Source organism: Chryseomicrobium excrementi (genome assembly GCF_002798305.1).
GTDB lineage: Bacteria > Bacillota > Bacilli > Bacillales_A > Planococcaceae > Chryseomicrobium > Chryseomicrobium excrementi.
This window is the reverse complement of record NZ_PCGR01000002.1, coordinates 767,063-792,903: the sequence shown is the minus strand read 5'-3', so window position 1 is coordinate 792,903 and position 25,841 is coordinate 767,063. Positions and strand designations below refer to the sequence as shown.

General features: G+C 45.6%; 26 protein-coding genes and 1 tRNA gene. 2 read left to right on the top strand and 25 right to left on the bottom strand.

Annotation, left to right across the window (positions count from 1 at the left end; translation table 11 throughout):
* Positions 1 to 38: 38 nt before the first annotated feature.
* The 4 genes from CQS04_RS08505 to clpP all read right to left on the bottom strand — a co-directional run bounded on the left by CQS04_RS08505 (position 39) and on the right by clpP (position 2,479).
* Entirely contained in the window at positions 39 to 284 is a 246-nt protein-coding gene (locus CQS04_RS08505; RefSeq protein WP_100353723.1) for a glutaredoxin family protein, read from the bottom strand.
* Positions 278 to 1,060 (bottom strand): TPM domain-containing protein, encoded by a 783-nt coding sequence (locus tag CQS04_RS08500; RefSeq protein ID WP_100353722.1) that lies wholly within the window; start codon positions 1,058 to 1,060, stop codon positions 278 to 280. Before CQS04_RS08500 ends, CQS04_RS08505 begins: the two co-directional genes overlap by 7 nt.
* Entirely contained in the window at positions 1,057 to 1,635 is a 579-nt protein-coding gene (locus tag CQS04_RS08495; RefSeq protein WP_100353721.1) for a LemA family protein, read from the bottom strand. The genes CQS04_RS08500 and CQS04_RS08495 overlap by 4 nt, the downstream gene beginning before the upstream one ends.
* Before the next feature lie 247 nt (positions 1,636 to 1,882).
* Complete coding sequence (gene clpP / locus CQS04_RS08490; RefSeq protein ID WP_100353720.1) at positions 1,883 to 2,479, bottom strand: ATP-dependent Clp endopeptidase proteolytic subunit ClpP; 597 nt, start codon at positions 2,477 to 2,479, stop codon at positions 1,883 to 1,885.
* Positions 2,480 to 2,632: 153 nt separating this feature from the next.
* Here clpP and CQS04_RS08485 point away from each other — a divergent pair.
* Positions 2,633 to 2,704 (top strand) — tRNA-Arg (locus CQS04_RS08485).
* Between the two features lie 168 nt (positions 2,705 to 2,872).
* On the opposite strand, the gene CQS04_RS08480 is transcribed toward CQS04_RS08485, so the two are convergent.
* The 18 genes from CQS04_RS08480 to hprK form a co-directional block, all read right to left on the bottom strand.
* On the bottom strand, positions 2,873 to 3,124 hold the full coding sequence (locus CQS04_RS08480; protein WP_094942291.1) for an HPr family phosphocarrier protein: 252 nt from the start codon (positions 3,122 to 3,124) through the stop codon (positions 2,873 to 2,875).
* Between the two features lie 19 nt (positions 3,125 to 3,143).
* Positions 3,144 to 4,085 carry a DNA-binding protein WhiA gene (whiA, locus tag CQS04_RS08475; protein WP_100353719.1) on the bottom strand — a complete coding sequence of 314 codons (942 nt, stop codon included), beginning with the start codon at positions 4,083 to 4,085 and terminating at the stop codon, positions 3,144 to 3,146.
* A 27-nt stretch (positions 4,086 to 4,112) separates the two neighbouring features.
* Complete coding sequence (locus CQS04_RS08470) at positions 4,113 to 5,090, bottom strand: gluconeogenesis factor YvcK family protein (RefSeq protein WP_245858782.1); 978 nt, start codon at positions 5,088 to 5,090, stop codon at positions 4,113 to 4,115.
* Between the two features lie 19 nt (positions 5,091 to 5,109).
* On the bottom strand, positions 5,110 to 5,985 hold the full coding sequence (gene rapZ / locus CQS04_RS08465; RefSeq protein WP_100353717.1) for an RNase adapter RapZ: 876 nt from the start codon (positions 5,983 to 5,985) through the stop codon (positions 5,110 to 5,112).
* Positions 5,982 to 6,458: an NUDIX domain-containing protein gene (locus CQS04_RS08460; protein WP_100353716.1), complete on the bottom strand. Its 477-nt coding sequence runs from the start codon at positions 6,456 to 6,458 to the stop codon at positions 5,982 to 5,984. The genes rapZ and CQS04_RS08460 overlap by 4 nt, the downstream gene beginning before the upstream one ends.
* A gap of 200 nt (positions 6,459 to 6,658) precedes the next feature.
* Positions 6,659 to 7,603 carry a thioredoxin-disulfide reductase gene (trxB, locus tag CQS04_RS08455; protein WP_100353715.1) on the bottom strand — a complete coding sequence of 315 codons (945 nt, stop codon included), beginning with the start codon at positions 7,601 to 7,603 and terminating at the stop codon, positions 6,659 to 6,661.
* A 75-nt stretch (positions 7,604 to 7,678) separates the two neighbouring features.
* Positions 7,679 to 9,199, bottom strand: a complete 1,521-nt coding sequence (locus CQS04_RS08450; RefSeq protein ID WP_245858781.1) for a tetratricopeptide repeat protein — start codon at positions 9,197 to 9,199, stop codon at positions 7,679 to 7,681.
* A gap of 122 nt (positions 9,200 to 9,321) precedes the next feature.
* The gene (hisIE, locus tag CQS04_RS08445) at positions 9,322 to 9,930 is read right to left on the bottom strand and encodes a bifunctional phosphoribosyl-AMP cyclohydrolase/phosphoribosyl-ATP diphosphatase HisIE (RefSeq protein WP_100353713.1); all 609 of its coding nucleotides are present in this window, start codon (positions 9,928 to 9,930) and stop codon (positions 9,322 to 9,324) included.
* On the bottom strand, positions 9,927 to 10,658 hold the full coding sequence (gene hisA / locus CQS04_RS08440; protein WP_100353712.1) for a 1-(5-phosphoribosyl)-5-[(5-phosphoribosylamino)methylideneamino]imidazole-4-carboxamide isomerase: 732 nt from the start codon (positions 10,656 to 10,658) through the stop codon (positions 9,927 to 9,929). The genes hisIE and hisA overlap by 4 nt, the downstream gene beginning before the upstream one ends.
* A gap of 12 nt (positions 10,659 to 10,670) precedes the next feature.
* Positions 10,671 to 11,264: an imidazoleglycerol-phosphate dehydratase HisB gene (gene hisB / locus CQS04_RS08435; RefSeq protein ID WP_100353711.1), complete on the bottom strand. Its 594-nt coding sequence runs from the start codon at positions 11,262 to 11,264 to the stop codon at positions 10,671 to 10,673.
* Positions 11,257 to 12,543, bottom strand: a complete 1,287-nt coding sequence (gene hisD, locus CQS04_RS08430; protein ID WP_100353710.1) for a histidinol dehydrogenase — start codon at positions 12,541 to 12,543, stop codon at positions 11,257 to 11,259. Before hisD ends, hisB begins: the two co-directional genes overlap by 8 nt.
* A complete protein-coding gene (gene hisG, locus CQS04_RS08425) occupies positions 12,540 to 13,175 on the bottom strand; it encodes an ATP phosphoribosyltransferase (RefSeq protein WP_100353709.1) in 636 nt (211 codons plus the stop codon). Before hisG ends, hisD begins: the two co-directional genes overlap by 4 nt.
* Positions 13,175 to 14,332, bottom strand: a complete 1,158-nt coding sequence (locus tag CQS04_RS08420; protein ID WP_100353708.1) for an ATP phosphoribosyltransferase regulatory subunit — start codon at positions 14,330 to 14,332, stop codon at positions 13,175 to 13,177. Before CQS04_RS08420 ends, hisG begins: the two co-directional genes overlap by 1 nt.
* Before the next feature lie 660 nt (positions 14,333 to 14,992).
* Positions 14,993 to 15,472, bottom strand: coding sequence for an acyltransferase (locus CQS04_RS08415; RefSeq protein ID WP_100353707.1), 480 nt, complete (start codon positions 15,470 to 15,472; stop codon positions 14,993 to 14,995).
* Positions 15,469 to 16,122, bottom strand: coding sequence for a pyrophosphatase PpaX (gene ppaX, locus CQS04_RS08410; protein ID WP_100353706.1), 654 nt, complete (start codon positions 16,120 to 16,122; stop codon positions 15,469 to 15,471). The genes CQS04_RS08415 and ppaX overlap by 4 nt, the downstream gene beginning before the upstream one ends.
* Positions 16,119 to 17,060: a nucleoside recognition domain-containing protein gene (locus CQS04_RS08405; RefSeq protein ID WP_100353705.1), complete on the bottom strand. Its 942-nt coding sequence runs from the start codon at positions 17,058 to 17,060 to the stop codon at positions 16,119 to 16,121. The genes ppaX and CQS04_RS08405 overlap by 4 nt, the downstream gene beginning before the upstream one ends.
* Before the next feature lie 16 nt (positions 17,061 to 17,076).
* Positions 17,077 to 17,889 (bottom strand): prolipoprotein diacylglyceryl transferase, encoded by an 813-nt coding sequence (gene lgt, locus CQS04_RS08400; RefSeq protein WP_100353704.1) that lies wholly within the window; start codon positions 17,887 to 17,889, stop codon positions 17,077 to 17,079.
* A 16-nt stretch (positions 17,890 to 17,905) separates the two neighbouring features.
* Entirely contained in the window at positions 17,906 to 18,826 is a 921-nt protein-coding gene (gene hprK / locus CQS04_RS08395; RefSeq protein WP_100353703.1) for an HPr(Ser) kinase/phosphatase, read from the bottom strand.
* A 107-nt stretch (positions 18,827 to 18,933) separates the two neighbouring features.
* Here hprK and CQS04_RS08390 point away from each other — a divergent pair, with 107 nt between their 5' ends.
* Positions 18,934 to 19,473, top strand: coding sequence for an N-acetylmuramoyl-L-alanine amidase (locus tag CQS04_RS08390; RefSeq protein ID WP_100353702.1), 540 nt, complete (start codon positions 18,934 to 18,936; stop codon positions 19,471 to 19,473).
* A gap of 154 nt (positions 19,474 to 19,627) precedes the next feature.
* Here the strand turns inward: CQS04_RS08390 and CQS04_RS08385 are convergent, their stop codons facing one another.
* From CQS04_RS08385 to uvrB, 3 genes are all read right to left on the bottom strand, one after another.
* A complete protein-coding gene (locus tag CQS04_RS08385; protein ID WP_100353701.1) occupies positions 19,628 to 20,782 on the bottom strand; it encodes a DUF4097 family beta strand repeat-containing protein in 1,155 nt (384 codons plus the stop codon).
* 82 nt (positions 20,783 to 20,864) lie between these two features.
* The gene (gene uvrA, locus CQS04_RS08380) at positions 20,865 to 23,738 is read right to left on the bottom strand and encodes an excinuclease ABC subunit UvrA (protein ID WP_100353700.1); all 2,874 of its coding nucleotides are present in this window, start codon (positions 23,736 to 23,738) and stop codon (positions 20,865 to 20,867) included.
* Positions 23,739 to 25,733, bottom strand: a complete 1,995-nt coding sequence (gene uvrB / locus CQS04_RS08375; protein ID WP_100353699.1) for an excinuclease ABC subunit UvrB — start codon at positions 25,731 to 25,733, stop codon at positions 23,739 to 23,741. It lies immediately after the preceding gene.
* Positions 25,734 to 25,841 lie beyond the last annotated feature (108 nt).

Here is a 25,841-nt window from a genome sequence, read left to right as displayed (position 1 = left end):
AACAATCAATCCTAAACTCTTGAAATGCAGAAAAAGCATCAGAGAGACTCCTCTAATGCTTCGTAAAGTGTAGCGTAATCAATGTTTCCATATTGAATGATACTTCCCTCATATTCAATTACGGGAATCATCAACATATATTTTTCATGGATCTGTTCATCAGATTCAATATTGATTTCCTGGATGTGAAGTGGAATGTCTTCTGCCACGAGTTCAAGCATACGCTTCCCCTCTTCACATAATGGACATCCTTGACGTGTATAAAATTGAACTTCCTTTACCACCCGCGTCCTGCACCTCCCCCACCTGAGCTACCGCCACCGAATCCACCAAATCCTCCACCCATTCCGCCTCCAGATGAGCGTCCTCCGCCCATGCCTGGACCAAAGATGAAGGGACCCCCTCGTCCTCCACGACCTCTTGGGCCGCCACCTCTTCCATTGTTGCTAAACATCGTGACGATGACGTAGAAGATGATGACGATCATGATAATGGTAAGTGGTGAAATCCCTCCATCATTTGAAGAAGGTCGTGCCGGTGCGACTTGTTCACCAGTGTAATTATACTCTGCAGAAACTTCTTGATAAAGCATTTCATAGGTGGATTGCACAGCACCAGCTACATCGCCTGATTGCAAGAAAGGTAGTGTGTATTCATCTAGGATACGACCGATTTTCCCATCAGGTAAACGACCTTCTAGTCCTTGACCTACTCCGATGTAGACGTCTCGGTCACCTGCTTTATTCGGGTCCATCTCAAGAAGAAAGACGAGTCCATTATTTTCTTCCGCACTCCCGATCCCCCATTCTCGAATCAATTCTACGGAATAGCTATTCGGATCTTGGCCTTCAAGGGATTCTACTGTGACGACTACAATTTGGGCTCCCGTCGCTTGATCAAGCCCGAGTCCGAGCTCCTCGATATGCTGTTCCACGTCTTCAGGGATTACATTATAAAAGTCATGTACGTACGATTCACCCGGAAGAGGATCTGGTACTTCTGCTACTGCTGATAAAGGGATGACGAATAAAAAGAACAAGATCAGGAGAACACGATTCATTCTCCATCACTTCCAAAGTCGACCTCTGGCGCGTCTTCTGCACCATCTTCCGCTTCAAAGTATTCTCTTTCATCAAATCCAAAGATACCTGCGATTAAAGCCCCCGGCATCCGGTTCACTTTTCGGTTATGTGAAGATACGGCTTCATTGTAATCTTGGCGAGCTACAGACAACCGGTTCTCAGTTCCTGCAAGCTCATCCATCAATTGACGGAAGTTAGCATCTGATTTGAGGTCTGGATAGTTCTCCACAATGACTAACAGTCGCGATAATGCTCCGCCTAATTCATTGTTTGCCTCTGCTTGCTCAGCAGGTGAATCCGCTCCTGATAGGCGCGCTCGAGCATCTGCAATTTCCGTCAAAATCTCTTTCTCTTGAGCAGCGAAGCCTTTGACTGTCTCAACTAAGTTCGGGATCAAATCCACTCGGCGTTGAAGCTGAGTTTCAACTTGTGCGTAGGCTTGGTTAACGTTTTCGTTCGAGTCGACAAATCCGTTATAACTTGGAATAAGTAGGGCTGCAATCAAAACAATGATGCCGACCACAATAAGTATAGGGACTAATGCTTTTTTCATGGGACTCCACCTTTCTGGTTTTATACGATACTTTCCCCTAATTGGGGGTTGATTGAAACATCGAGTTAGCTAAATGTAAAAGATGGGACGCGTTCCGGAGGAGGGACTCTGAGTCTCCTCCTTACGTCCGGGGTCTCCGAAATCCCTCTACTACTCTCGGAGTCACCCAACTTTTACTTACTGTTGAGACCTCAGCCAGTTCAAATAATGAAAAAAAGACACCGCGCGTGCGGTGTCTGGGAAATACTTAGTTTTCTTTTTTGTCGCTACGGTCGATAATTTGATCAATCAAGCCGTATTCTTTAGCACGTTCTGCTGTCATGAAGTTGTCGCGGTCTGTATCTTTCGCAATGACTTCGATAGGTTGACCTGTGCGCTCAGCAAGAATTTGATTTAACTTCTCACGTAGGAATAGAATGCGTTTCGCAGCAATCTCGATTTCAGTCGCTTGACCTTGTGCGCCACCAAGTGGTTGGTGAATCATGACTTCTGCATTAGGAAGAGCGTAACGCTTTCCTTTAGTACCTGCAGCTAATAAGAAAGCACCCATAGATGCTGCCATACCGATACAGATTGTTTGAACGTCTGGTTTGATGAACTGCATTGTGTCGTAGATCGCCATACCAGCTGTGATACTACCACCTGGGCTGTTGATGTAGATCGAGATATCTTTCTCTGGATCTTCTGCTTCTAAGAATAACAACTGAGCAACGATTGAGTTTGCCACGTTGTCATCGATTGCGCTTCCTAGCATGATGATGCGGTCTTTCAGAAGACGTGAATAGATATCGTAGGCACGCTCGCCACGGTTTGTTTGTTCAATAACTGTTGGAATTAAATTCATCGTTCATTCCTCCGTTTTTTGTATTAGGTTATGTGTAACCTGCTGTCTGTATGTTTATGATACACATGAAGGTCAAGAAAGGTCAAATCTGATGCACTGCTTTTTTTGAGGTTGTATTTTCATGATTGCAAAGCTATAATAATAAAGTCGCTTGCCCCCGTAGTTTAATGGATATGACGCAAGATTCCGGTTCTTGAGATGGGAGTTCGATTCTCTCCGGGGGCGTACCTAACACCTGATAGCTTATGCTATCAGGTTTTTTGTTTGGAAATGTGAAGAACGTCACTTTAACGCTAGAATCGTGCCTGACTTGGGCTACTCAGGTGAAACTAGCTTCGCCGCTCCAAAGAACCAAACAAAAAAGCATCCGGAGTCGATTCGGATGCTTCTGCATTAATTTTCAGTAATGAATTTTGTTAACGTGTCGATTGCCGCTTCTTCATCAGAACCTTCTGCATACAACACGACTTCTTCCCCACGACCTACAGCCAAGCTCATGATGCCCATGATACTTTTCGCATTGACTTTCTTACCGTCTTTTTCTAAAAAGATCTCACTCGCAAAACGGTTGGCTTCTTGTACAAACAAAGCCGCTTGACGTGCTTGCAAGCCGTTTGATAATCCTACATCCATCGTCTTTTCCATCGCAAACCAATCCTCTCTATCAAATCGTTTCGCCTCTACGGAGTGCTTCAGCGATTTCATCCAATTTCCGCAACCGGTGATTGACACCGGATTTACTTACAGAGCCGGCCGAGACCATCTCACCGAGTTCCTTGAGCGTTACGTCTTGGTACTCTACACGCAATCTTGCAATCTCTCGCAACTTTTCTGGAAGCTGGTCGAGTCCGATAGCGTTTTCAATAAACCGGATATTCTCCACTTGTCTGAGAGCCGCTCCAATCGTTTTGTTCAGATTGGCCGTTTCACAGTTCACTAAGCGATTGACGCTGTTGCGCATATCTCGAATAATCCGGACATCTTCAAATTTTAATAGAGCTTGGTGGGCACCTACTAGACTTAAAAAGTCAGCGATTTTCTCTGCTTCCTTTAAGTATGCCACAAATCCTTTTTTACGTTCAATGGTTTTCGCATTTAACTCGTAGCCATTCATCAGTTGGACTAGAGCGTCGCTATGCTCTTTATACAATGTGTAGATTTCTAAATGATACGAAGACGTCTCAGGATTGTTGACGGATCCTCCTGCTAAAAAAGCCCCTCGCAAGTAAGAGCGTTTGCAGCATTCGTTAGAAATCAGCTCGTCATGAATTTCGTTGGAGAATTCATAGCCATCATTCATGATGTGAAGGTCTCCTAAAATTTCTCGAGTGCCTTCTCGAATCCGTGTGATGTAGACATTGTTTTTCTTTAGCTTCATCTTTTTCCGCACAAGCAGTTCGACTTGAATCGAATAGACACGTTTGATCAGTGTATAGATGCGACGGGCGATCGCTGCGTTTTCTGTTTGAATGTCGAGACTCAAGTTCTTGTTACTAAATCCAAGAGTTCCATTCATCCGAATGATGGCAGACAATTCCGCTCGCGCACAGCAAGCGTCGACTTCTGCCTGGGTCATTTCTTTTTTTGTTTCAGAAGCAAATGACATCTTCATTCCCCCTTTCCTCAGAAGTTGTCACTTTATTTTTTTATTAGAAAGCGCCTCGTACACAAGCCACAGCGCTACTTTTTCTGCATTATGTCGCACACTGCCATTGCGAATCACAGCAATGTCACGTTTGATCACTTCTACACCGAGCGACTCGATTTTCTCGACATCGACCACTACAGGTGCGGCATGTTCTTCTGAATACTGATCCATAATTTGATCAGGCAAGTCATAGTCTGATGCGAGCACCACATCGATAATATCTGGCGCGGTATGATTCAGAATCGCTTGCAAGTGGTGGGATGCCTTATAGGCTTCTGTCTCGCCCGCCTGTGTCATCAAATTGCACATATAGACGCGGAGTGCATCCGACTCTCGAATGGCTTGTTGAATCTCAGGAACAAGTAAGTTCGGCAAAATACTAGTGTACAGAGAACCGGGGCCAATGACAATTAAATCCGCTTTTTTAATTGCTTGAATCGTCTCTGGTAAAGGTTGCACGTCTTCTGGTGTAATCATGACGCTGCGAATCGGTTTGTCGACGAGTGGAATCTTGGACTCTCCCGTCACGATTGACCCATCCTCATACACAGCATGTAAAGTGACCACTTGGTTCGCAGCAGGCAAGACTTTCCCATTGATATTGAGGACGCGACTCATCTCACTCACCGCATGGCCAAAATCACCTGTAATGGCAGTCAACGCAGCTAACATCAGATTCCCGAGAGAATGCCCCTCTAAATCTTTGGAATGGTTGAAACGGTATTGGAACATCGCTTCAACTAATGGTTCGACATCAGAAAGTGCCGCAATCACATTGCGGACGTCACCCGGTGGAGGAATATCGTAGTCTTCACGCAGACGACCCGAGCTTCCTCCATCGTCAGCAACGGTCACGATCGCCGTGATGTCGACCGGTAATTTCTTTAGCCCTCGCAGTAATGTGGATAACCCAGTCCCACCGCCGAGGACGACAACTTTTATACGCTCACTTGGCTTAGGCACGCAGGGCCCTCCCATCGGTTTATTTTACATCTCGGTGCCGGATGACTGTCGGTGCTTCTTTTTGAAGATAGTCTCCAAAATATTCAGCAAGCGTCACCGAACGGTGCTGGCCCCCCGTACAACCAAAGGCAATGACGAGTTGGCTCTTCCCTTCACGCTTATAATGAGGAATCATAAATTCGAAAAGATCCGTCAGTTTCTCAACTAACTTTTTCGTCTCCGACCATTTCATGACATAACTGGACACTTCATGATCTCGACCTGACATCGGTCGAAGTTCTTCTATATAAAATGGATTCGGTAAAAAACGAACATCGAAGACTAAATCTGCATCGATTGGCAGTCCGTGTTTAAAGCCAAATGACATCACATTGATGATGAACGGCGAGTGCAGATCTGTAGAGAAGATCTTTTCAATCTCTTCACGCAGCTGCTTCGGTTTGAGATTGGATGTGTCAATGATATGCTGCGCGCGACCTTTGAGCTCTTCAAGCATCAGACGCTCTTTGCTGATTCCTTCAAGAGGTAATCCCAGTTTTGCAAGCGGGTGCGACCGGCGAGACTCTTTATAGCGACTGACTAGAGTCTGATTATCTGCCTCTAAAAACAAGATGCGGGGACTGATGTTGCGGCTCTCTTGCAAGTGATTTAGAGTCTGAGAAATTGGCCCAAACACCTCACCACCTCGCACGTCCATAACGAGTGCAATCTTTTGGAGCTGCTTATCTGAATCCACTAATAAGTCTACAAACGTGGCAAGAAGATCCGGAGGCAAATTGTCAATGCAGTAATAGCCCATGTCTTCAAAGCTTTGAATAGCCACAGACTTTCCAGCCCCAGACATTCCTGTGATGATGACAATATCCGTTTGGGGTTGCGGTGTTTCTAGATTCATGATGAATGCACCTCCTGAGATGATTGCAAACGATATTCTAACAGCTCAAAGTCTTCTGTATAGACGAAGGTCCCGTACTGCATGCCAGGTTGTGTAGCCGCGAATACTAGATTCATGCGATCCCCTTCTGCCATCGGCAAGTCATGAAGCGCTTCAATAGGGTGCCACTCTAAAACACCCTCATGATTTTCTTCAAGAGGTGTCCCTGTAAGGTCATAGGCAACCAATGTAGAGAGCAGCCACTCCGATACAACGTGACCGTCTCGTTTGATAACAATTGTGTAACTTCCTTTTAAATGAGGAGCACTTGGCGTCGTAGCAGTTTCTTCTGAAAATTCGCGGATGCCCGCTTCATAAACAGATTCTCCACTTTCCGTTTTTCCGCCTGGTGCTACGTACCAATTTCTTCGAGGTTTTTTGAGTAGAAGGACGTTGCCATCCTTGATTACTAGTAAATTGACGATCCGTTGCATCGATTCTCTCCATCTCTTCTATTAATATCTTTTAGTATACTATACTTCGGGAATCTACATAAAAAAAGAGGCTGCCTCCTCGACTTAATAAGCGAGAAAACAGCCTTTCAAAGAAAACCTATATAAAAAGGGGGTCAATTTATAGTTCTTATTATACACGACCTTTGTTGCATTCCGGTTACAACCACGTTAAGAAATGATTAAGAAAGTTGATCTTCTAATTTCTCAATGTAATGTTGAGCCGACTGTGCTGCAATCGAACCGTCGCCAGTAGCAGTGACAATTTGACGTAACATCTTCTCACGCACATCTCCTGCTGCAAAAATCCCAGGAATTTTTGTCTGCATTTTGTCGTCAGTCACAATATACCCGTCACTGTTTAAAATACCTAGGTTTTCAAAAGGTTTCGTTAACGGTAGCATACCGATGTAAATGAATACACCGTCTGCTTTAAACTCACGTTCTTCTGCGCTGTCAGTCGAAACTAGCGTGACACTACCTACTTTTCCGTTTTCTTCATGGATTTCTTTAACTGTTGTATTCCAAATAAAGTCGACTTTATCGTTCGCAAATGCACGATCTTGTAAGATTTTCTGTGCACGTAATTGGTCGCGTCGGTGTACGATGGTCACTTTGTCTGCAAAGCGTGTCAAGAACACACCTTCTTCAACAGCAGAGTCTCCCCCACCTACGACAACAAGCTCTTTTCCTTTAAAGAAGGCTCCGTCACATACAGCACAGTAGCTGACACCGCGTCCTCCAAGCTCCGCTTCTCCTGGAATCCCCATTTTCTTATATTCAGCACCAGAAGAGATGATGACCGCTTTAGCACGGTATTCTTTTCCGCCAGCTTTCACAAGTTTTAAGTCGCCTTCGTCGACAATCGACTCGACATCTCCGTAAGCATATTGAGCACCGAATTTCTTCGCGTGTTCAAACATTTTCGTCGAGAGTTCAGGGCCTAAGATCGTTTCAAATCCTGGGTAGTTCTCTACTTCTTCCGTGTTGGCCATTTGGCCGCCTGGAATTCCACGCTCTAGCATTAGAGTAGATAAGTTTGCGCGTGATGTATAGACAGCTGCCGTCATACCTGCTGGGCCGGCACCGATAATAATAACGTCAAATTGATTTGTTGTTTCAGACATGGGAGTTCCTCCTAAATCATTTCATTCTCACTATAATCTAGCTGATTTGACACAAGCGTTCAACATATTTGCCCATCAAGCATCAAAGAAAGGGAAAAATGCCATGAGCTCGTTCACATATTTGGTCAATGTCGGAACCGACACTTCATAATGCTCAGCAAATTGCTTTTTCGTCGCTTCCTTTGAACGAGACGAGGCATACATGTAGGCCGTAGCTGCAGCGAGCGCCTTTGTATTTTTAAATGGATAGCCCTGTTGAAGCCCGCGCTCCATCATGACAAACCACATCTCGTACATATACGCATGCTGGTACGTTAGTGGATGGTGCAACTCATAAAACAGATCGGCCACTTTCATCGCTTGGACAAAATGTTTCTCAGCAGGAACTTTCATGGAAAACTCATGATTCAATGAATAGCCAACAATGAGTTTTTCGATTGCTGTTAGTTTCTCTACTTGAATTAATTTGGGATGTGCCACCAAATCATGCAAGTGCACGGATTTTCCCATTAAGTAGAGAGCCACTGCGCGAGATGGCGCGGAATCGCTCTGAATCTTTTCTTTCAAAAAGTCCGCGTCATTTTCGACTCCAGCAGGTCCTTCCTCTTCTTGCAGCTTCCAAGGCTCAAACCCTTCTTTAGTCGGATCTAAGCGAATCAGTTCAAGCCACGCCTGATGTGCGCGATCTTTCTTTCCTGAGAAGTACGCAGAGTGAGCAAGCCAGAAGTAAAAGCTCGGGTCTTCCCCGAATCCCATTTTCTGAAGTTGACGCAGCGTACGATACCCTTCTTCATGTCTTCCAAGAAGTGCAAACGTCGCACCAAGCTTGAAGCGTTGGTCGATAGCAATCGGTTTGATTTTTTCAAGGACCCCAAGGATTTCTTGAAGTTCCCGGTACGACTGCTTGTAATGAGCGAGGACAGCCAGATTGCACAAAGCATGTAGATTTCCTTGGTCGTTTCGCAGTACTTCATGTAAGAGCGCTGTTGCTTGCTCTTCTTCACCAATATAGAAATAAGCGAGGGCAAGGTTGTTAAAAGCTGGCCAGAATGTGTCATTCTCAGCCACAATCGTTTCGAGTAGCGCCACTGCTTCATCAAAACGCCCTCGTTCCATCATCTTGCGAGCTTTTTCTTGCAAGTATACTACGTCCGAAGAAGGCCCGTCTTCTTGATAGTCGAGAGCTCCTTCAACTTCTGTAAAATCGAGAATTTCCATCGCTTCTTCAACATACATGCCTTCTTCATCCATTTGCATGTATTTTGTCGCAAAACGGTTCGCTTCTGCAAAATGACCGAGATGTGCATTGATTTCTGCTAAGAAAAACACGATATCGGAGTCGTTTGGGTCCATGGAGTGCGCACTCTGAAGGAGCTCGTAAGCTTCATCAAAATTCTCTGCTTCCATCTGTAAGATGCCGTACTGCATTAAGATCAACGGATCATCGGGGCTTAGTTCTACGGCTCGTTTCAAATATTTTTGCGCTTTAGCAAATTGTTCTTTCTTCAATTCGCCAAGCGCTTTCTGATAATAGTATTCGCCCGTTGGGATAAACGAGACGACATTTTCTTGTTTGGATTTACGTGATTTTTTCAAAGTATCCTCCAGTTGCCGGGTCGTATTCATCAAGAAAGAACAGGAACGCGGCGTACACGTTCCTGTTTCGTTTATTCTTCAGTATAGCATACCTACGTATGAATTTGTCCCTATGAATGACTTTACTTGGAAGCGCGTTGTTCCAGAATCTCGAGCACATTCGCAAACGGTACTTTCTGATTTTCAAGCATCACCATCAAGTGATAGATAAGGTCGGCTGCTTCCATGGAGAGCTCTTCTGCGTCATTGTTTTTCGCTGCAATGACCACTTCTGTCGCTTCTTCTCCAATCTTCTTCCCAATCTTGTCGACACCTTTTTCAAACAAGTACGTCGTATACGCACCTTCTGGTTTTTCCACGAATCGCGTCTTAATCACTTGCTCTAAACGAGTGATGGCCTCGACGCTTGCTACCTTATCATTTTCAACTACCGTTTCATTGAAACAAGAACGAGCGCCCGTATGGCACGCAGGTCCGTTTGGGAGTACGGAAACGACAAGAGCGTCTTGATCACAATCTGCTGTAATCGACACCACTTGTTGCGTGTTCCCAGAAGTCGCTCCTTTATGCCAGAGCTCTTGACGGCTGCGGCTGTAAAACCACGTTTCTCCCGTTTCTTTCGTCTTCTCTAATGATTCTTCATTCATATAGGCAAGCGTCAGTACTTCTTTTGTTCGCGCATCTTGGACAATGGCAGGAAGCAGTCCGTTATCATCAAACCGAATCGTCATCCCACTACCTCCTTGGCTTCCGCTACTGTGAAGCGGCCACTATAAATCGCTTTTCCGACAATCACTCCAGAAATCGTCGAGTCCTCAGCTTGCTCTTTAACTGCACGAATATCATCAAGGGAACTGATGCCTCCAGAGACGATGACTTGAAGGCCCGTCGCATCTGCAAGTTCACGTGTCGCCTGTAAGTTCGGCCCTGACAAAGTCCCGTCCATCGCAATGTCTGTGAACACGATATGTTTCGCACCAACAGCCGCAAAGCGTTTTCCCACTTCGATTGCCGTGAGCTCAGAAGTCTCTAGCCAGCCATGAGTCGCGACAAAACCATCTTTCGCATCTAGTCCTAAGACGATTCGGTCGCCACCGTAACTTTTCAACATCGCTTCTACAAGCTCGGGCTGCTTGACTGCGAGGCTGCCAATAATCACTCGGTCCACACCTCGGTCTAAGTAGAACGCAGCGTCTTCAATAGAACGAATCCCTCCGCCGATCTGTACGGAAACTCCAAGCTCGTCTTTGATACGAAACACATACTCTGCGTGCGGTTTCGTGCCATCTTTTGCACCGTCCAAATCGACTAAGTGGATCCAGTCGGCGCCTTGCCCCACAAAAGATTTCGCCATATCAAACGGCGAGTCTCCGTAAACAGTTTGTTGATTGTAATCGCCTTGATAAAGACGGACACACTTGCCATCTTTCATATCAATAGCTGGGTAAAGTTGTACCATAGCTGCTCCTCCTTATGATAAAGACCCTTTTGTAGAAGGAACTCCTGTTACACGAGGGTCAATCTGAGTTGCTTCGTCTAGTGCACGTGCGAGACCTTTGAAGATGGCTTCAATCATGTGGTGCGTATTGTGTCCGTAATGGACGATGACGTGCACATTCATTCGAGACTCTAGAGCGAATTTCCAAAGAAACTCATGAACTAGCTCCACATCAAACGTTCCTACTTTTTCTTTTGGGAACTCTGCACGAAACTCTAAGTGCGGTCTGTTGGAAACATCCACGACTACTTGAGCGAGTGCATCATCCATAGGAATGAACGAACTACCATAGCGTTTGATCCCTTTTTTGTCTCCTAACGCTTGTTGGACGACTTGCCCTAACACAATGCCGACGTCTTCTGTCGTATGGTGATCATCGATATGCGTGTCGCCTTTTGCAGTGATCGTCCCGTCAAACAACCCGTGACGGACAAACAGGTCAAGCATGTGGTCTAGAAAAGGCACTCCTGTATCGACAGTCGATTTTCCGGAACCATCTATAGCAAGCTCCACTTCTACAAACGTTTCACTCGTTTTTCGCTTTTGATGCGCTTTGCGTTCAGTCATGATTGATTTCCTCCTGGTCCTTACGAATCTCTACAGCGCGTGCATGCCCTTCAAGTTGTTCCATGCGGGCAAGACGGGCAATCTTCGGATAGTTTTGATTCCACAACTCTTTTGTATAGTAGATGACACTTGTTTTCTTCTGGAAGTCTTCCACACTCAGACCGCTCGAAAAACGAGCCGTACTGTTCGTTGGTAAGACGTGGTTGGTGCCTGCAAAATAGTCGCCGATTGGCTCTGATGAGTAGCGACCAAGGAAGATGGCTCCTGCGTGGCGAATTTGTCGGCTAAGCTTTTCTGCATCTTCTGTCAAAATCTCTAAATGCTCAGGAGCCAATTGATTGACTGCTTCAATAGCCTGCTCCATCGACTCCGTCACATAGATCATGCCGTAGTCTTCAATAGACGCGCGGGCAATGTCTTGTCTTGGAAGCGTTGACAGTTGTCTCTCGACCTCTGTTTTAACTTGGTCTGCTAACGACTGGCTTGTCGTGATCAAGATCGAGCAAGCCAATACATCGTGTTCCGCTTGTGCAATCAAATCCGCCGCGACATCTGCTGCTCGTGCTGTGTCATCTGCAAGAACCGCAATCTCACTTGGACCGGCTATACTGTCAATTGACACCGTACCAAAAACTTCTCGCTTCGCAAGAGCGACAAAACGATTTCCTGGTCCTGTGATCTTGTCGACTTTCGGAATCGATTCCGTCCCGTACGCGAGAGCGGCAATGGCTTGTGCTCCGCCCACTTTATAGATTTCATCTACTCTGGCAATTGAAGCAGCAACTAACACTCCTACTGGGATAGACCCATCCGGATTTGGAGGCGTTGTAATGACAAGCTTCCCAACTCCTGCTACTTTCGCTGGGATAGCATTCATCAATACGGAAGACGGATACGCTGCAGTCCCACCTGGAACGTAAAGTCCTGCTGCATCCATGGGTAAGAATCGGTACGACAGGTAGCTGTCGTGCTCGAGAGGCAACCTTAGCTCGTCACGCAATTGAAGTTCATGAAACGCGCGAATATTGTCAGCCGCTTCTTGCAGATCTTGCTTGAGTTGCGGATCAATCGTTTGCAGAGCCTGTTCGATTTCTTTCTTGCTCACCCGGAGTGTCGTGAGCTCTGCCCGGTCCCATTTTTTCGTGTAGGCGAAGAGTGCCGCATCCCCATTTTGTCGAACATCTTGGATGATGCTTTGAACGGTCTGGCGGTCCTGTTCTGAACCTTGGTCGACAGAACGCTGGATGGTCATGCTATTGTTCCATTCTGTGATGTTCATCGTTGCATCTCTCCTACTGCTTGTTGAAGTCGTTTGGCCATATCCCGAATTCGTGCTTGTTTGACACGATAGCTTACAGGGTTTGCGACGAGGCGAGACGTGATGTCAGCAATCTTTTCGTATTCTACGAGTCCGTTCTCTTTTAACGTACGTCCCGTCGAAACGATATCGACAATTCGGTCTGCAAGTCCGATCATTGGCGCGAGTTCAATCGAACCGTTCAGTTCAATGATTTCAACTTGTTCTCCCTTTTCTTTAAAGAATGTAGTAGCAATCGTCGGATATTTTGTCGCAACGCGTGGTGCCACATCATTCATCACGGTATCCGGAAGACCGGCCGTTGCCATGTAGCAATAGCTGATTTGAAGGTCAACAAGTTCCATCACACTGCGTTGTTGCTCAAGTAACACGTCTTTTCCAGCCACCCCTAAGTCCGCTACGCCGTGTTCTACATACACCGGAACGTCCATCGGTTTTGCTAAAATAAAGCGCAATTGTTCTGAAGGTACTTCTACAATCAGTTTGCGGGAGTCTTCCATTTCATTCGGAAGATCATACCCTGCAGCTTTCAATAATTCTAAAGCTTCTTCAAAAATGCGGCCCTTTGGCATCGCAATCGTCAAGTACTCCATTAGCGAGCCTCCTTCGTCAAATCAATCACATCATCGAAGTTCTGTTCAAACGCTTTTGTATCAAGCACGCTTTCTTTGAACTGAACCGTCACATAATTTCCTTGCGTACGTAGTGCGGTAGCTTGTTGATTCGCCTCTCGAGTTGAATTTTGGTCCGTGTACACTAGAGTTCGAGTAGGAGCTTCGACAGCAATCGGTAAAATCTCTAGTAAATAATCTAAGCGAATACTAAAGCCGGTTGCTCCGACTTTCATTCCGAACTGCTCGAGTAAATCATCGTAGCGCCCACCGTTTCCTAGTGCGAAGCCGCTTCCTTCTGCATACACTTCAAATACCATTCCCGTGTAATAGTGCATGTGGCTGACTACTAACGGATCCAGCTGGAAGTGTTCTTTAAGTTCAGGTAAGTCGTCTATCCAGTTGCTGACGGCTAAGAACTGTTCTGCCGCTTCTGTTTGAAGGACTGGGAACTGTTCCAACAATTCTTTCAGTGTCATCCCACGAATCGACTGTTGGAAGAATGCGAAGAATTCTTTCGAATCGGGATAGGTTGCTGCCCAACGGTCAATTCCGACAAAGTTCTTGTCTACTAAAAAGTGTCGGACACGATCTCGTTCTTTCACATCAGGAATCATCTGATCAATTGCATGATTGATCAGTCCTGCATGTCCTACTGTAATCGTGAAGTTTTGAAGGCCAAGTGACTTTAAAAGTCCCGCTGCCATTTGCAGCATCTCACTATCTGCTAGAGCACTCGTGTCTCCAAGGAGTTCTAGTCCAAGTTGTTCGAATTCTGCTGGTCGTCCCCCTTCACGTTGCTGAGCGCGGAACACGGTCGAACTATAAGCTAGACGAAGTGGGTTTTTCTCTTTCAACAGTTTTGCAGCCGCAATACGAGCGATCGGTGTGGTCAGATCGGGACGCAACACCAACATCTCTCCTTGATTGTCGACTAATTTAAACAGGGCCGCTTCATCTAACGAGCTGATTTTTCCAATGGTCTCGAAGTACTCGAGAGAAGGTGTTTGGATGAATTCATAGCCATGCTTGCGCATGTAGTCCATGGCCTCGGCACGGATGGTATGTTGTTGGGCGTAAAGGCGCGGAAGTGTATCTCGCATGCCCAGTGGTTTTTCGAAAGGTTGGATGGTCGACATGTTGTTCGCCTCACTTTAATTACTTTAGTCTGCTAGAGTAGTAGAGTAATGAATTATTGTTTTAGTGTACGGCATGCTGTACTATTCGTCAACCTTCCCGTCTTTTCCTTCCATACCCTGTTTGGGTGAGGTTCAATTATAGTTTAGCTAGTTTCACCTGAGAAGCCTTTTTCCTAAGGGAGAACTCCGTAGCTTTTTGAGTTAGTCCATAAAATTAGAAAAGGTTGGCTGAGAGTGTTCGGAAAAGATCCGCTTATCTGTGGGAGCGACCATCAGAATCTTCGCGGCATACCAATGCTTACGCTTTGGCCTCCGCTGTGGGTTCTTCAAACCACTCTGATACCACGGAACGCGTATCTTTTCTTTCACACTCTCCCAATCTAGATTTTAGGTTAACAGATTCAATGGTTTTTGAACCTGAGACGCCTTTTTCCCAGGGAATAAAGAGGTTCTCGGAGACCCCGCAGTCGCCCGTAATCCAAGCATTGTATTTTAGAACTCTTGCATGAGAGACTGCATCCCTTCACCGAGGTGCAGCGAGGAGGCTTCGAGGTTCTCCCCTTGGAAAGAGGCTTCTCAGGTGAAGATAGGCACGATTCAAACGCTAAAAAGGCAGCCTCTCGTTTGAGAAACTGCCTTTACTAAATTCTACATGAAACTTTAAGATCGTATGATTTGCATCGGATTGCCGCCAACAAAGGCACCAGCCGGCACATCTTTATGAACAAGAGTCGCCGCGGATACTGTAGCACCATCTCCAATAGTCACACCAGGTAGGATCGTGGTATTGGCACCAATTAACACATTATCTCCAATAATGACATCCCCGAGTCGGTATTCATCAATCAGATACTCATGAGCCAGAATGGTCGTATTGTAGCCAATGATTGCATTTTTACCGACTTTGATTCGTTCAGGAAACATGACGTCCACCATCACCATTAGCGCAAAAGCTGTCTGGTCCCCCACTTCCATTTTCAAAAGGTTGCGGTAAAGCCAGTTTTTCATACTTAGAGACGGGCTGTAACGAGCTACTTGAATCACAATGAAGTTCTTCATCACTTTCCAAAAAGGAACCGTCTTGTAAATCTGCCAAAGTGAGTTGCTTACTGTCACTGGATACCGTTCGGTGTTTCTCATGATTCTTCACCGAAAGTGATGGTCACCAGCTCAGACATATCATGAATCGCATAGACCGGCTCAAACGCCATCAAATAATCTAGACCTTTGATAGACCAGGCAACAGCTACTGAATCTACACCAGCAGCTCGTGCTGCGACGATATCATGGAAATTGTCTCCGACCATTAGAGCGTGTCCTGGTTCTACTCCAAGTTTCGAAAGTGCCAGTTGCACAGGTTCTGGGTCCGGCTTTGCGTTCTTCACATCGTCTAGACCAATGACTGCAGCGAAATTCTGTCGGACATTCATCAGCTTTAAAGCACGCTCTATCATTTCGTTTCGTTTTGTAGAGACGATAGCCAGCTTGATCCCTCGACCATGCAACTCTGCAAGTGTCTCTGCAACACCAGGAAATGCTTGAACCATTGCATCATGGTTCTCCACATTCCATTTCCGGTAAGCTGCAATCAGCTCGTCCACTTGAGTAGGATCGACTTGTTGAAACGTCTCATAAAGAGGGGGACCTAAGAACGGTAGGATGGTTTCGCGAGAATACTTCCCAGGAAATCTTTCATCCAGGACCGTCTGGAATGTCTGGATAATCAGTTCATTGGTATCAATCAATGTTCCATCTAAATCAAATAAAATTGCTTGTATGTGTTGTGTCATCCTTGTTGGGTCACCTCGTTCCGTTGTGTTCGTTCTGCCCGTCTCCAGACATATGCTACTGCAATCGTCAAGACAAAGGCTGTCACTAAACGAATCGCCAGTAGCGGTAAAATTGGGATGCCGAGTGGAATAAAGATCAATGTATCTTCAACTACTGCGTGACATGCTACTAAAAAAATGAAGACAAGTGTCGCATCTTTCTTGCTCACTCCATCTTCTTGTACAGCTTGAATCATGACACCCGCCCCATACGCAAGTCCGATCACCAATCCAGCTACTAGAGTGGAAGCTGCATTTTCTTGCACACCAAGCACTCGTGTAAGGGGGCCCATTCGGTCACTCAATTTCGCCATATAGCCCTTTTCACGTAAATACTGAATGATGATCATCAACGGGATGACGATAAGAGCTAGTTGCAACACACCGCTACTTGCTTTTTGCAGTCCAAGTAGTAGGATTTCTCCCCAACCTTCTGGAGTAGCTGCTGACGATTGAATGACGCCGTACTGCGCAATTTCGCCTCCCCCCTTCCACAACCAATTGATTAGGACAGCAGAAAGAATCGCTAATCCGAAGCGAACGACGAGGACGACCCAAAGGCGAACTCCTACTCGAAGAGCTACACCCGTCTCGATGAAAATATTATGCGAAAAAGAAAGCATGACAGCCAAAATAAACACCTCTTTAACTGTCATCTCAAGTGATAAAATCCCCGCAATCCCTGCATACAAATTCAATGCATTCCCTAACACGAGCGGGATAGCTGCTTCTCCGGGAAGACCAATCAGCTGCATGAGTGGTGCAATCGCTTTAGTAACCCATGGTAAGACCGGAGTAAACTGCAGAATAGTTAATAGCAATGTAATAGGAAAGATGATCTTCCCTAGAGTCCATGCCGTCTTGAGTCCCGCCTGTAGTCCGCGCTTTAAGATTCCCACGAAATTGCCTTCTTTCTTAATCTTGATAACGTACCTTCACTTTTAAAATGAAACGACGGTAAACAAATACACTAATAGCGACTACAATGGTCACTAGTGAGACCACTTGAGCAGCACGAAGGTCTCCTACTATGTAGAGACTGTCCGTACGAAGGCCTTCAATGAAGAAACGACCTACCGAATACCAGGTTACGTAGAACAATAACATCTCTCCACGCAATAAGTTCACTTTACGAAGCAAAATCAAGATAATGACGCCTGTCAAATTCCAGATAGATTCGTATAAAAATGTCGGATGGTAGTATTTCCCGTCGATATTCATCTGTTCAATGATCCAATTCGGGATGAACAAGTTTTCTAGGAAGCTTCGAGTCACTTCTCCACCGTGTGCTTCTTGGTTGATAAAGTTCCCCCAACGTCCCACAGTTTGTCCTATTAAAATACTCGGTGCCGTGATATCTGCTACTTTTAAGAAAGAATCGTTACGACGTTTTGTAAAAAAGTAAGCCGTCAAAAATGAAGCGATGAGCGCTCCGTGAATGGCGATACCGCCTTCCCAGATTTTAAAGGCATCTATCGGATTATCCGCATAGTTTTCCCATTGGAAGATAACGTAGTAAATCCGAGCTCCAATGATGGCGAGCGGAATTGCCCACAATAAGAGATCCGTTAAATATTCTTGATGAAACCCACGTTTCACCATTTCTTTCTGCGCTACGAGAAACGCTAGTACAATTCCTAACGCAATGATTACACCATACCAGCGCACCGTTAATGGCCCTAACTGAAAGGCGATCGGATCAATGGCTAGTAATACACTGTCCCACATGCTAAATTCCTGCTTTCTATTTAGAGTTGATTACGGAATCGAGACGATTCGCGAAATCTTCTGCCGCGTTCATCCCCATCTTTTTAAGGCGATGGTTCATAGCAGCTACTTCGATGATGACGGCCAAGTTTCGACCTGGACGAACAGGTACCGTCAATTTGGTGATCTCCGAATCGATGATTGGCATCTTTTCTTCTTCAATTCCGAGACGATCGTAATTTTTTTGTCCATCCCAAAGTTCGAGCTCGATGACAAGGGTGATGCGTTTTTGACTCCGAATAGCAGAAGCGCCAAACAGTGTCATGATATCGATGATTCCGAGACCACGGATTTCTAGTAGATGCTCAATAAGTTTCGGGGCCGAGCCAATCAAGACACCTTCCCCTTCTTGACGGATTTCTACACAATCATCTGCTACTAGGCGGTGTCCGCGCTTCACCAGTTCAAGGGCCGTCTCACTTTTCCCGACTCCTGATTTCCCGATGATTAACACGCCGACTCCGTGAATGTCCACAAGTACTCCGTGTACGGCAGTAGTCGGTGCCAACTCACGCTCCAAGAAATTGGTCAATTGGCTAAAGAATCGAGTGGTCGGTACATGGGTCGTAAAAACTGGGACCGATTTTTCATGAGAAGCAGCAAGCAATTCCTCTGGCACTTCGTGATTATGCGCTACGATGATTGCCGGTGTATCCGATGCACAGAGCTTTAACATGCGCTCTCGTTTCTCGTTCGGTTCTAATAATTCAAAGAAAGACAGCTCTGTCTTTCCGAGAAGTTGAATTCTTGATGATGGATAATGCGTAAAATAACCCGCCATCTCAAGCCCTGGACGTGAAATGTCGATGATGGAAATATGTCTGCCGATGCCTTCCTCTCCACTGACCAGTGTGAGTGGAAACTGATCGAGCAAATCTTTTGCGGTGACGTGGGCCATAAGGTTCCCCCTCTCAAAACATATCTCTTATTGTAGCATGACTGGGAAAGCGAAATGTATCCTTGTGACCTGTTTTTCTCTATTTATTCAGAAAAGGAGGGAACACAATGATAGTTGTTTTAGATGCAGGACATGGGCCACATACAGCTGGCAAGCGTTCGCCTGACGGGAGACTTCGAGAGTATACAGTCAATGCCGCCATCGTTCGTTATTTGATCAAGGAGTTGCAAGATGTAGCGACATTTCACCTCACCACTACAGGTTTACGAGATGTGCCTCTTTGGGAACGTTCGCAACTCGCCAATACTGTCGGGGCTGATTTATTTGTGTCCATACATGCCAATGCCTACGGTTCTAACTGGAATGCGGTTTCCGGAATTGAAACGTACATCGCTCCACACGCAAGTCGCAGGTCGGAAAAAGTAGCTGCTGCAGTGCAGAAGGAGTTGGTTAGTAAAACGGGAAGGCTGGACAGAGGTGTTAAACGAGGCAACTTCCACGTGCTTGTCCGGACAAAAATGCCCGCTATTTTAGTGGAAGTAGGGTTCATGACGAATCGTCTAGAATGCGACTTACTCCTGTCACCTGCGTACCAAAAATGCTGTGCCAAAGCAATCGCTACGGCTATCAAGAATTCAATGAAGTAATTTATAGAGTGTAGGGGTGACTCCAGCGGGATTAAAAGCGGAAGCTGAGACCGAGGCTCAGCCCGCGCCCGCGGAACGCTTCCCCTACACTCACTATTCATCATAAATAACAAAAAACCTTGGAAGTCATAGGACTCCCAAGGTCTTTGCTGTGTTAGCTATTTAATTCCGGATCCACTGATGGTGTCCCAGACGTCGGTTCGTCCGTCGTCGTATAACGTACAATCACTGTTCCAGTCTTCGCTTCTCCTGATACGTATAGTGGAGCTTGATCATCCTCGAGTGCTTTCGTGAACGAAACTTTCTTATTCATGAACTGCTCCGAGTGATTGCTCTGTGTCACATCCGCAAGCTGCACATCAAGTTGGCCAAGTTGTGTCGTCGCTTCTCCTTTTAGAGGGATATGACGCGGTACATACAATTCTACGTTTCCAGAAAGTGCAGAGCCTTCTAACTTGCGAGGCGACAGGTGCTTCGTCGTCAAGATTAAGTTCCCATTTACAGAACTTGCTTCAAGGTCTCGAATCTTTCCTTCTACATAAATACGTCCGTTCACAGCTTCTACATCAACCGCTTCTCCGTTCACATCTTTCAACTGGACTGCTCCGTTGACCGTTTCCACGTCGACTTCTTCAATTTCCATATGGTGCAACGATACTTTTCCATTCGTAGTCTTCACTTTGATATGTTTCGCGTCGAATGATCCAGCCGTAAAGTCTCCGTTGAACAAGCGGACTGTCAATTGCTCATAGTGTTCTTTTGGCACTTTAAGTGTCATGTGAACGGCGATTGTCTTCATATCACTGAAGATACGCAAACGGCCATCCTCTTCTTTAAAGACAAAATCCGAATGCAATTTTTGGCGAAGTTCTTCTTCTGCCATACCACGGTAGGATTTCACCGTTACATCTGCTGTTACATGTCCGTCTTCAGAAGGATAGATCTCGGCTTTCCCGTTTGCAATATCTACGGTAATAGAACGCAGGTGTTCTGGCTGTAGTGTATAGCTATCTTTAATTGTGACCGCATCTCCAAATGGATTTTCAAAATCAAATTGGCGAAGCTTGTCGACCGTCCCTTGCATCATCTGCATGACACGTTCTCCGATCACTGTAAAATCTCTCTTGGCATCTTCAATGAAGTCACGATTGCGATTCGTTGACTGATTGGTTGAATGTTGGTGATCCGTGAATGTCGTATGTGTCTGTTCTTGTTGTTTTGATAAAGCGTCCAGCAGTCCCATTGCCTCTTGTGCAGTAATTTGTCCGTTTTCTAGCATATCCAATATACGTTTACGTTCATCTTGCATGGTGTGGCCTCCTCTTTCTACTGGTAGTCTTTCTCTTACAGTATCTCATACGTATTTCAAATGAAAAAGTTTCAAGCAATCGTCACGCTTTTACTTTGGTCGCCTTTTTTAGCGCTTCTTCCATACGAGCCTTGTCACGTTCAAGAACAGGTTTCAAGTAGCGTCCCGTATAGGATTCTGACACTTCACAAACTTCTTCCGGAGTTCCAGTTGCGACAAGAGTCCCTCCTTTGTCCCCGCCTTCAGGTCCGAGATCAATCATGTAGTCAGCCGTTTTGATGACATCTAAGTTATGTTCAATCACAAGTACACTGTCGCCATTGTCTACTAAGCGTTGCAAGACAACTAGTAATCGTGCGATATCATCAACATGCAATCCAGTCGTCGGCTCGTCCAAAATATAGAAGCTCTTACCGTTTGAGCGTTTGTGAAGTTCACTCGCCAATTTGACTCGCTGTGCCTCACCACCTGAAAGAGTTGTTGCCGGCTGACCTAATGTCATGTATCCGAGTCCTACATCTACAATGGTTTGCAGCTTGCGAGAGATTTTCGGATGATTTTCGAAGAATACAACGGCATCTTCAATCGTCATCTCTAAAATATCTGAGATGTTCTTGCCTTTGTATTTCACTTCAAGAGTCTCTCGGTTATAGCGCTTCCCATGACACACTTCACAGGGTACGTAGACATCCGGTAAGAAGTGCATTTCAATTTTTAAAATCCCGTCCCCGCGGCACGCCTCACAACGGCCTCCTTTAACATTAAAACTGAATCGACCTTTTTTATATCCGCGCACTTTTGCTTCATTGGTAGAAGCATAGACATCACGGATATCGTCAAAAACGCCTGTATAAGTTGCCGGATTAGATCTTGGAGTTCTTCCAATCGGAGACTGGTCAATATCAATGATTTTCTCGAGTTGTTCGATTCCCGTGACGCCTTTGCTGGCACCCGGTTTCGTTTTTGCGCGGTTGATCTTTTGTGCTAGGGACTTGTACAAGATTTCATTGATCAATGTACTTTTCCCTGAACCAGACACTCCCGTTACTGCAGTGAAAACACCTAAAGGAATGTCGACAGTGACGCCTTTTAAATTGTTTTCAGTTGCATCTTTAATTGTCAATTTTCTTCCGTCTGATACTCGGCGTTCTGTAGGAACTGGAATGAACTTCTTCCCGCTCAAATAGTGACCCGTGAGGGATGCTTTGTTTTTCATCACTTGTTTCGGAGTACCCGCTGCTACAATTTCACCACCGTGGACCCCTGCTCCAGGGCCGATGTCAATCAAGTAATCTGCCGCCATCATGGTATCTTCGTCATGCTCGACGACAATCAGTGTATTTCCGATATCACGCATGCTCTGGAGCGTTCCAATCAAACGGTCGTTGTCTCGTTGGTGAAGTCCAATCGATGGCTCATCCAAAATGTAGAGCACTCCAGTTAAGCGTGAGCCAATTTGAGTAGCCAATCGAATACGCTGTGCTTCTCCACCTGAAAGAGTTCCTGCTGCACGGCTTAAGGTCAGGTAATCCAATCCCACATTTACAAGGAATCCAAGCCTCTCTTCGATTTCACGTAAGATCAGACGGGCAATTTGCATATCTTTCTCTGATAAAGAGAGGGAATTGAAGAAGGCCTGAGCCTCTTCAATAGAAAACTCGCTCACTTCACCGATGTGCATGTCGCGTACTTTCACGGCACGAGATTCTTCTTTTAAACGGTAGCCACTACATGTCGGACAGGCATGCTCCGCCATGTATTTTTCCATCTGTTCACGAATGTAATCTGAAGAAGTATCTTTATAGCGTCGTTCTATGTTCGCAAGTACGCCTTCAAAATAAATCATATTGTCCCGTACTTGGCCGAACTCATTCACATAACGGAATCGTAGTTTTTCTTTGCCAGACCCCTTCATGATTTTCTCCCATTGGTCTTTTGGCAAATCCTTTACTGGCTTTTTCATTGAAATCTTGTAATGCTTGGCTACAGCTTCTAAAAGCTTCGGATAGTAGTTGGAACTTGTCGGTTGCCAAGCTACAATCGCTCCCTGTTCAAGTGACAGTGTCATATCTGGAACGACAAGTTCTGGGTCCACTTCAAGCTTGACTCCAAGTCCGTCACAATCTGGGCATGCACCGAACGGACTGTTAAATGAAAACATCCGAGGCTCTAGCTCCCCGATGGAGAACCCACAGTAAGGGCACGCATGGTGTTCGGAGAACAGCAATTCCTCTTCTCCGATTACATCAATGATGACATTCCCTTCTGCGAGACGAAGAGCTGCTTCTAATGAATCACTTAAGCGCGCTTCCACGCCTTCTTTGATCACGATCCGGTCAATCACAACAGAAATCGTATGTTTCTTGTTCTTTTCTAATTCAATATTATCGTCTAAGTCAATCAGGTCTTCGTTGACACGCACGCGGACATAGCCTTGTTTGCGCAGGTCATCAAGTAACTTGACATGTGTCCCTTTTCGGCCAGACACCACTGGTGCTAGCACTTGTAGCTTTGTGCGTTCCGGATATTCCATAATTCTGTCTACCATCTGTTCGATAGTTTGAGATGTGATTTCAATCCCGTGATTCGGACAGATGGGCTTTCCTACTCGCGCATATAAAAGACGTAGGTAATCATTGATTTCTGTCACTGTACCTACTGTAGAACGAGGATTTCGACTTGTCGTTTTTTGGTCGATTGAGATGGCTGGAGACAATCCTTCAATGGTATCTACATCCGGTTTATCCATCTGTCCTAAAAATTGTCGGGCATAAGCAGAAAGCGACTCCACATAGCGGCGTTGCCCCTCTGCATAGATTGTATCGAAAGCAAGTGAGGATTTTCCTGATCCTGAAAGTCCCGTCATGACGACGAGCTTGTCACGAGGAATCGTCACACTCACATTTTTCAAGTTATGGGCACGAGCCCCTTCAATTCGAATCTCTTGATGTTTCATCTAGTTTCCTCCCTCCAGCTTCAATTCTAGAAGTGCATCTCGCAGTTCAGCCGCTCGCTCGAAGTTGAGAGCACGTGCAGCATCTTTCATTTCTTTTTCTAAGCTGGTGATGAGAGTGGCACGCTCTTCTTTGGAAAGCTGCTTACCGGAAACTAATTGCTGTGCATAAGTTTCGGTCTCTTCTGCAGTTTGAGTAGCTCGAATGACCTCGCGCACTTTCTTAGCAATAGTTGTTGGTGTAATACCATGTTTCTCATTGTATTCCATTTGAATGGTGCGACGACGCTTCGTCTCATCAATGGCTTTTTGCATAGAATCCGTGATCTTATCCGCATACATAATGACTTCACCGTTTGAGTTACGTGCCGCGCGACCGATTGTCTGAATCAGCGATCGCTCCGAACGCAAGAAACCTTCTTTATCTGCATCTAAAATCGCTACAAGAGAGACTTCCGGAATATCTAAACCTTCTCGTAATAAGTTGATTCCAATCAATACATCGTAAGTTCCAAGACGCAATTCTCGAATGATTTCAATCCGTTCTAGCGTCTTAACCTCCGAGTGTAAGTACTGGACTTTAATTTGCAGTTCCTTCAAATAATCCGTTAGATCTTCCGACATCTTCTTCGTCAATGTCGTAATTAACACACGTTCATTGCGTTCTGCTCGTAGATTGATTTCGTGAATCAAATCATCAATCTGTCCATGAATTGGTCGAATAGTAATGACCGGGTCCAGCAGTCCCGTCGGACGAATGATTTGCTCAACCATTTCTGGCGAGTGTTCGAGCTCATAAGGGCCTGGTGTCGCCGATACATAGATAGCTTGATGGATGCGGTCTTCGAACTCTTCAAACTTCAATGGACGGTTGTCTAAAGCTGAAGGCAAACGGAAACCATGTTCCACTAGTACTGATTTACGAGCTTGGTCACCGTTATACATGCCGCGGACCTGTGGTAAAGAGACGTGACTTTCATCTACGACTAGCAAGAAGTCATCTGGGAAGTAGTCGAGTAGCGTATAAGGAGTCGCACCCGCTTCCCGGAGTGTCAAATGGCGGGAGTAGTTCTCAATTCCTGAACAGAAGCCCATCTCTCGCATCATTTCAAGATCGTAATTGGTACGTTGCTCTAGACGTTGGGCCTCGAGTAACTTGTCTGCCCCGCGCAATTTCTCCAACTGCTCTTCCAGTTCTCTCTCGATATTCCCGATGGCAATTTGCATCTTCTCTTCTCGAGTGACGAAGTGGGATGCTGGGAAAATAGCAACATGGTCGCGCTCTGCCACAATCTCACCGGTCAACGCATCCACTTCCCGAATTCGATCAATTTCGTCCCCAAAAAATTCGACTCGAATACATTTTTCGTCTCGAGACGCAGGGAAGATCTCGACTACATCTCCTCGAACACGGAAAGTCCCTCGAACAAAGTTGATATCATTGCGCTCGTATTGTACATCTACAAGACGGCGAAGCAATTGATTGCGTTCAATTTCCATTCCTGTACGCAAGGAAACGACCATCTCTTTATATTCTTCCGGATTCCCTAAACCATAGATACAAGAAACGGAAGCGATGATAATGACATCTTTACGTTCAAATAAAGCTGACGTCGCCGAGTGACGTAGCTTGTCAATTTCATCGTTAATGCTGGAATCCTTTTCTATATAAGTATCCGTCTGAGGAACATAGGCTTCAGGTTGGTAGTAGTCGTAATAACTAACAAAGTATTCCACTGCGTTATTTGGAAAAAATTCTTTGAACTCACTATAAAGCTGTCCTGCAAGTGTCTTGTTGTGGGCCATGACAAGGGTAGGACGATTGATTTCTTTTATTACGTTTGAAACGGTGAACGTCTTACCTGTACCCGTTGCACCGAGAAGTGTCTGATGACGTTTGCCCTGTTGGACACCTTCAATCAGTTCTTGAATTGCATTGATTTGATCCCCTGCAGGTTCGTATGGGGCTTGCAGATCAAAGAGGGATTCTTCGGCCATGTGTCACACTTCCTTCTATTAATAAGTCTTTCCATTTATCGTTGGTATGCTATACCCTTTTTAACTAGCAGTTAAAAACGAACGTATGTTTTTATAGTAGTCCTTCCT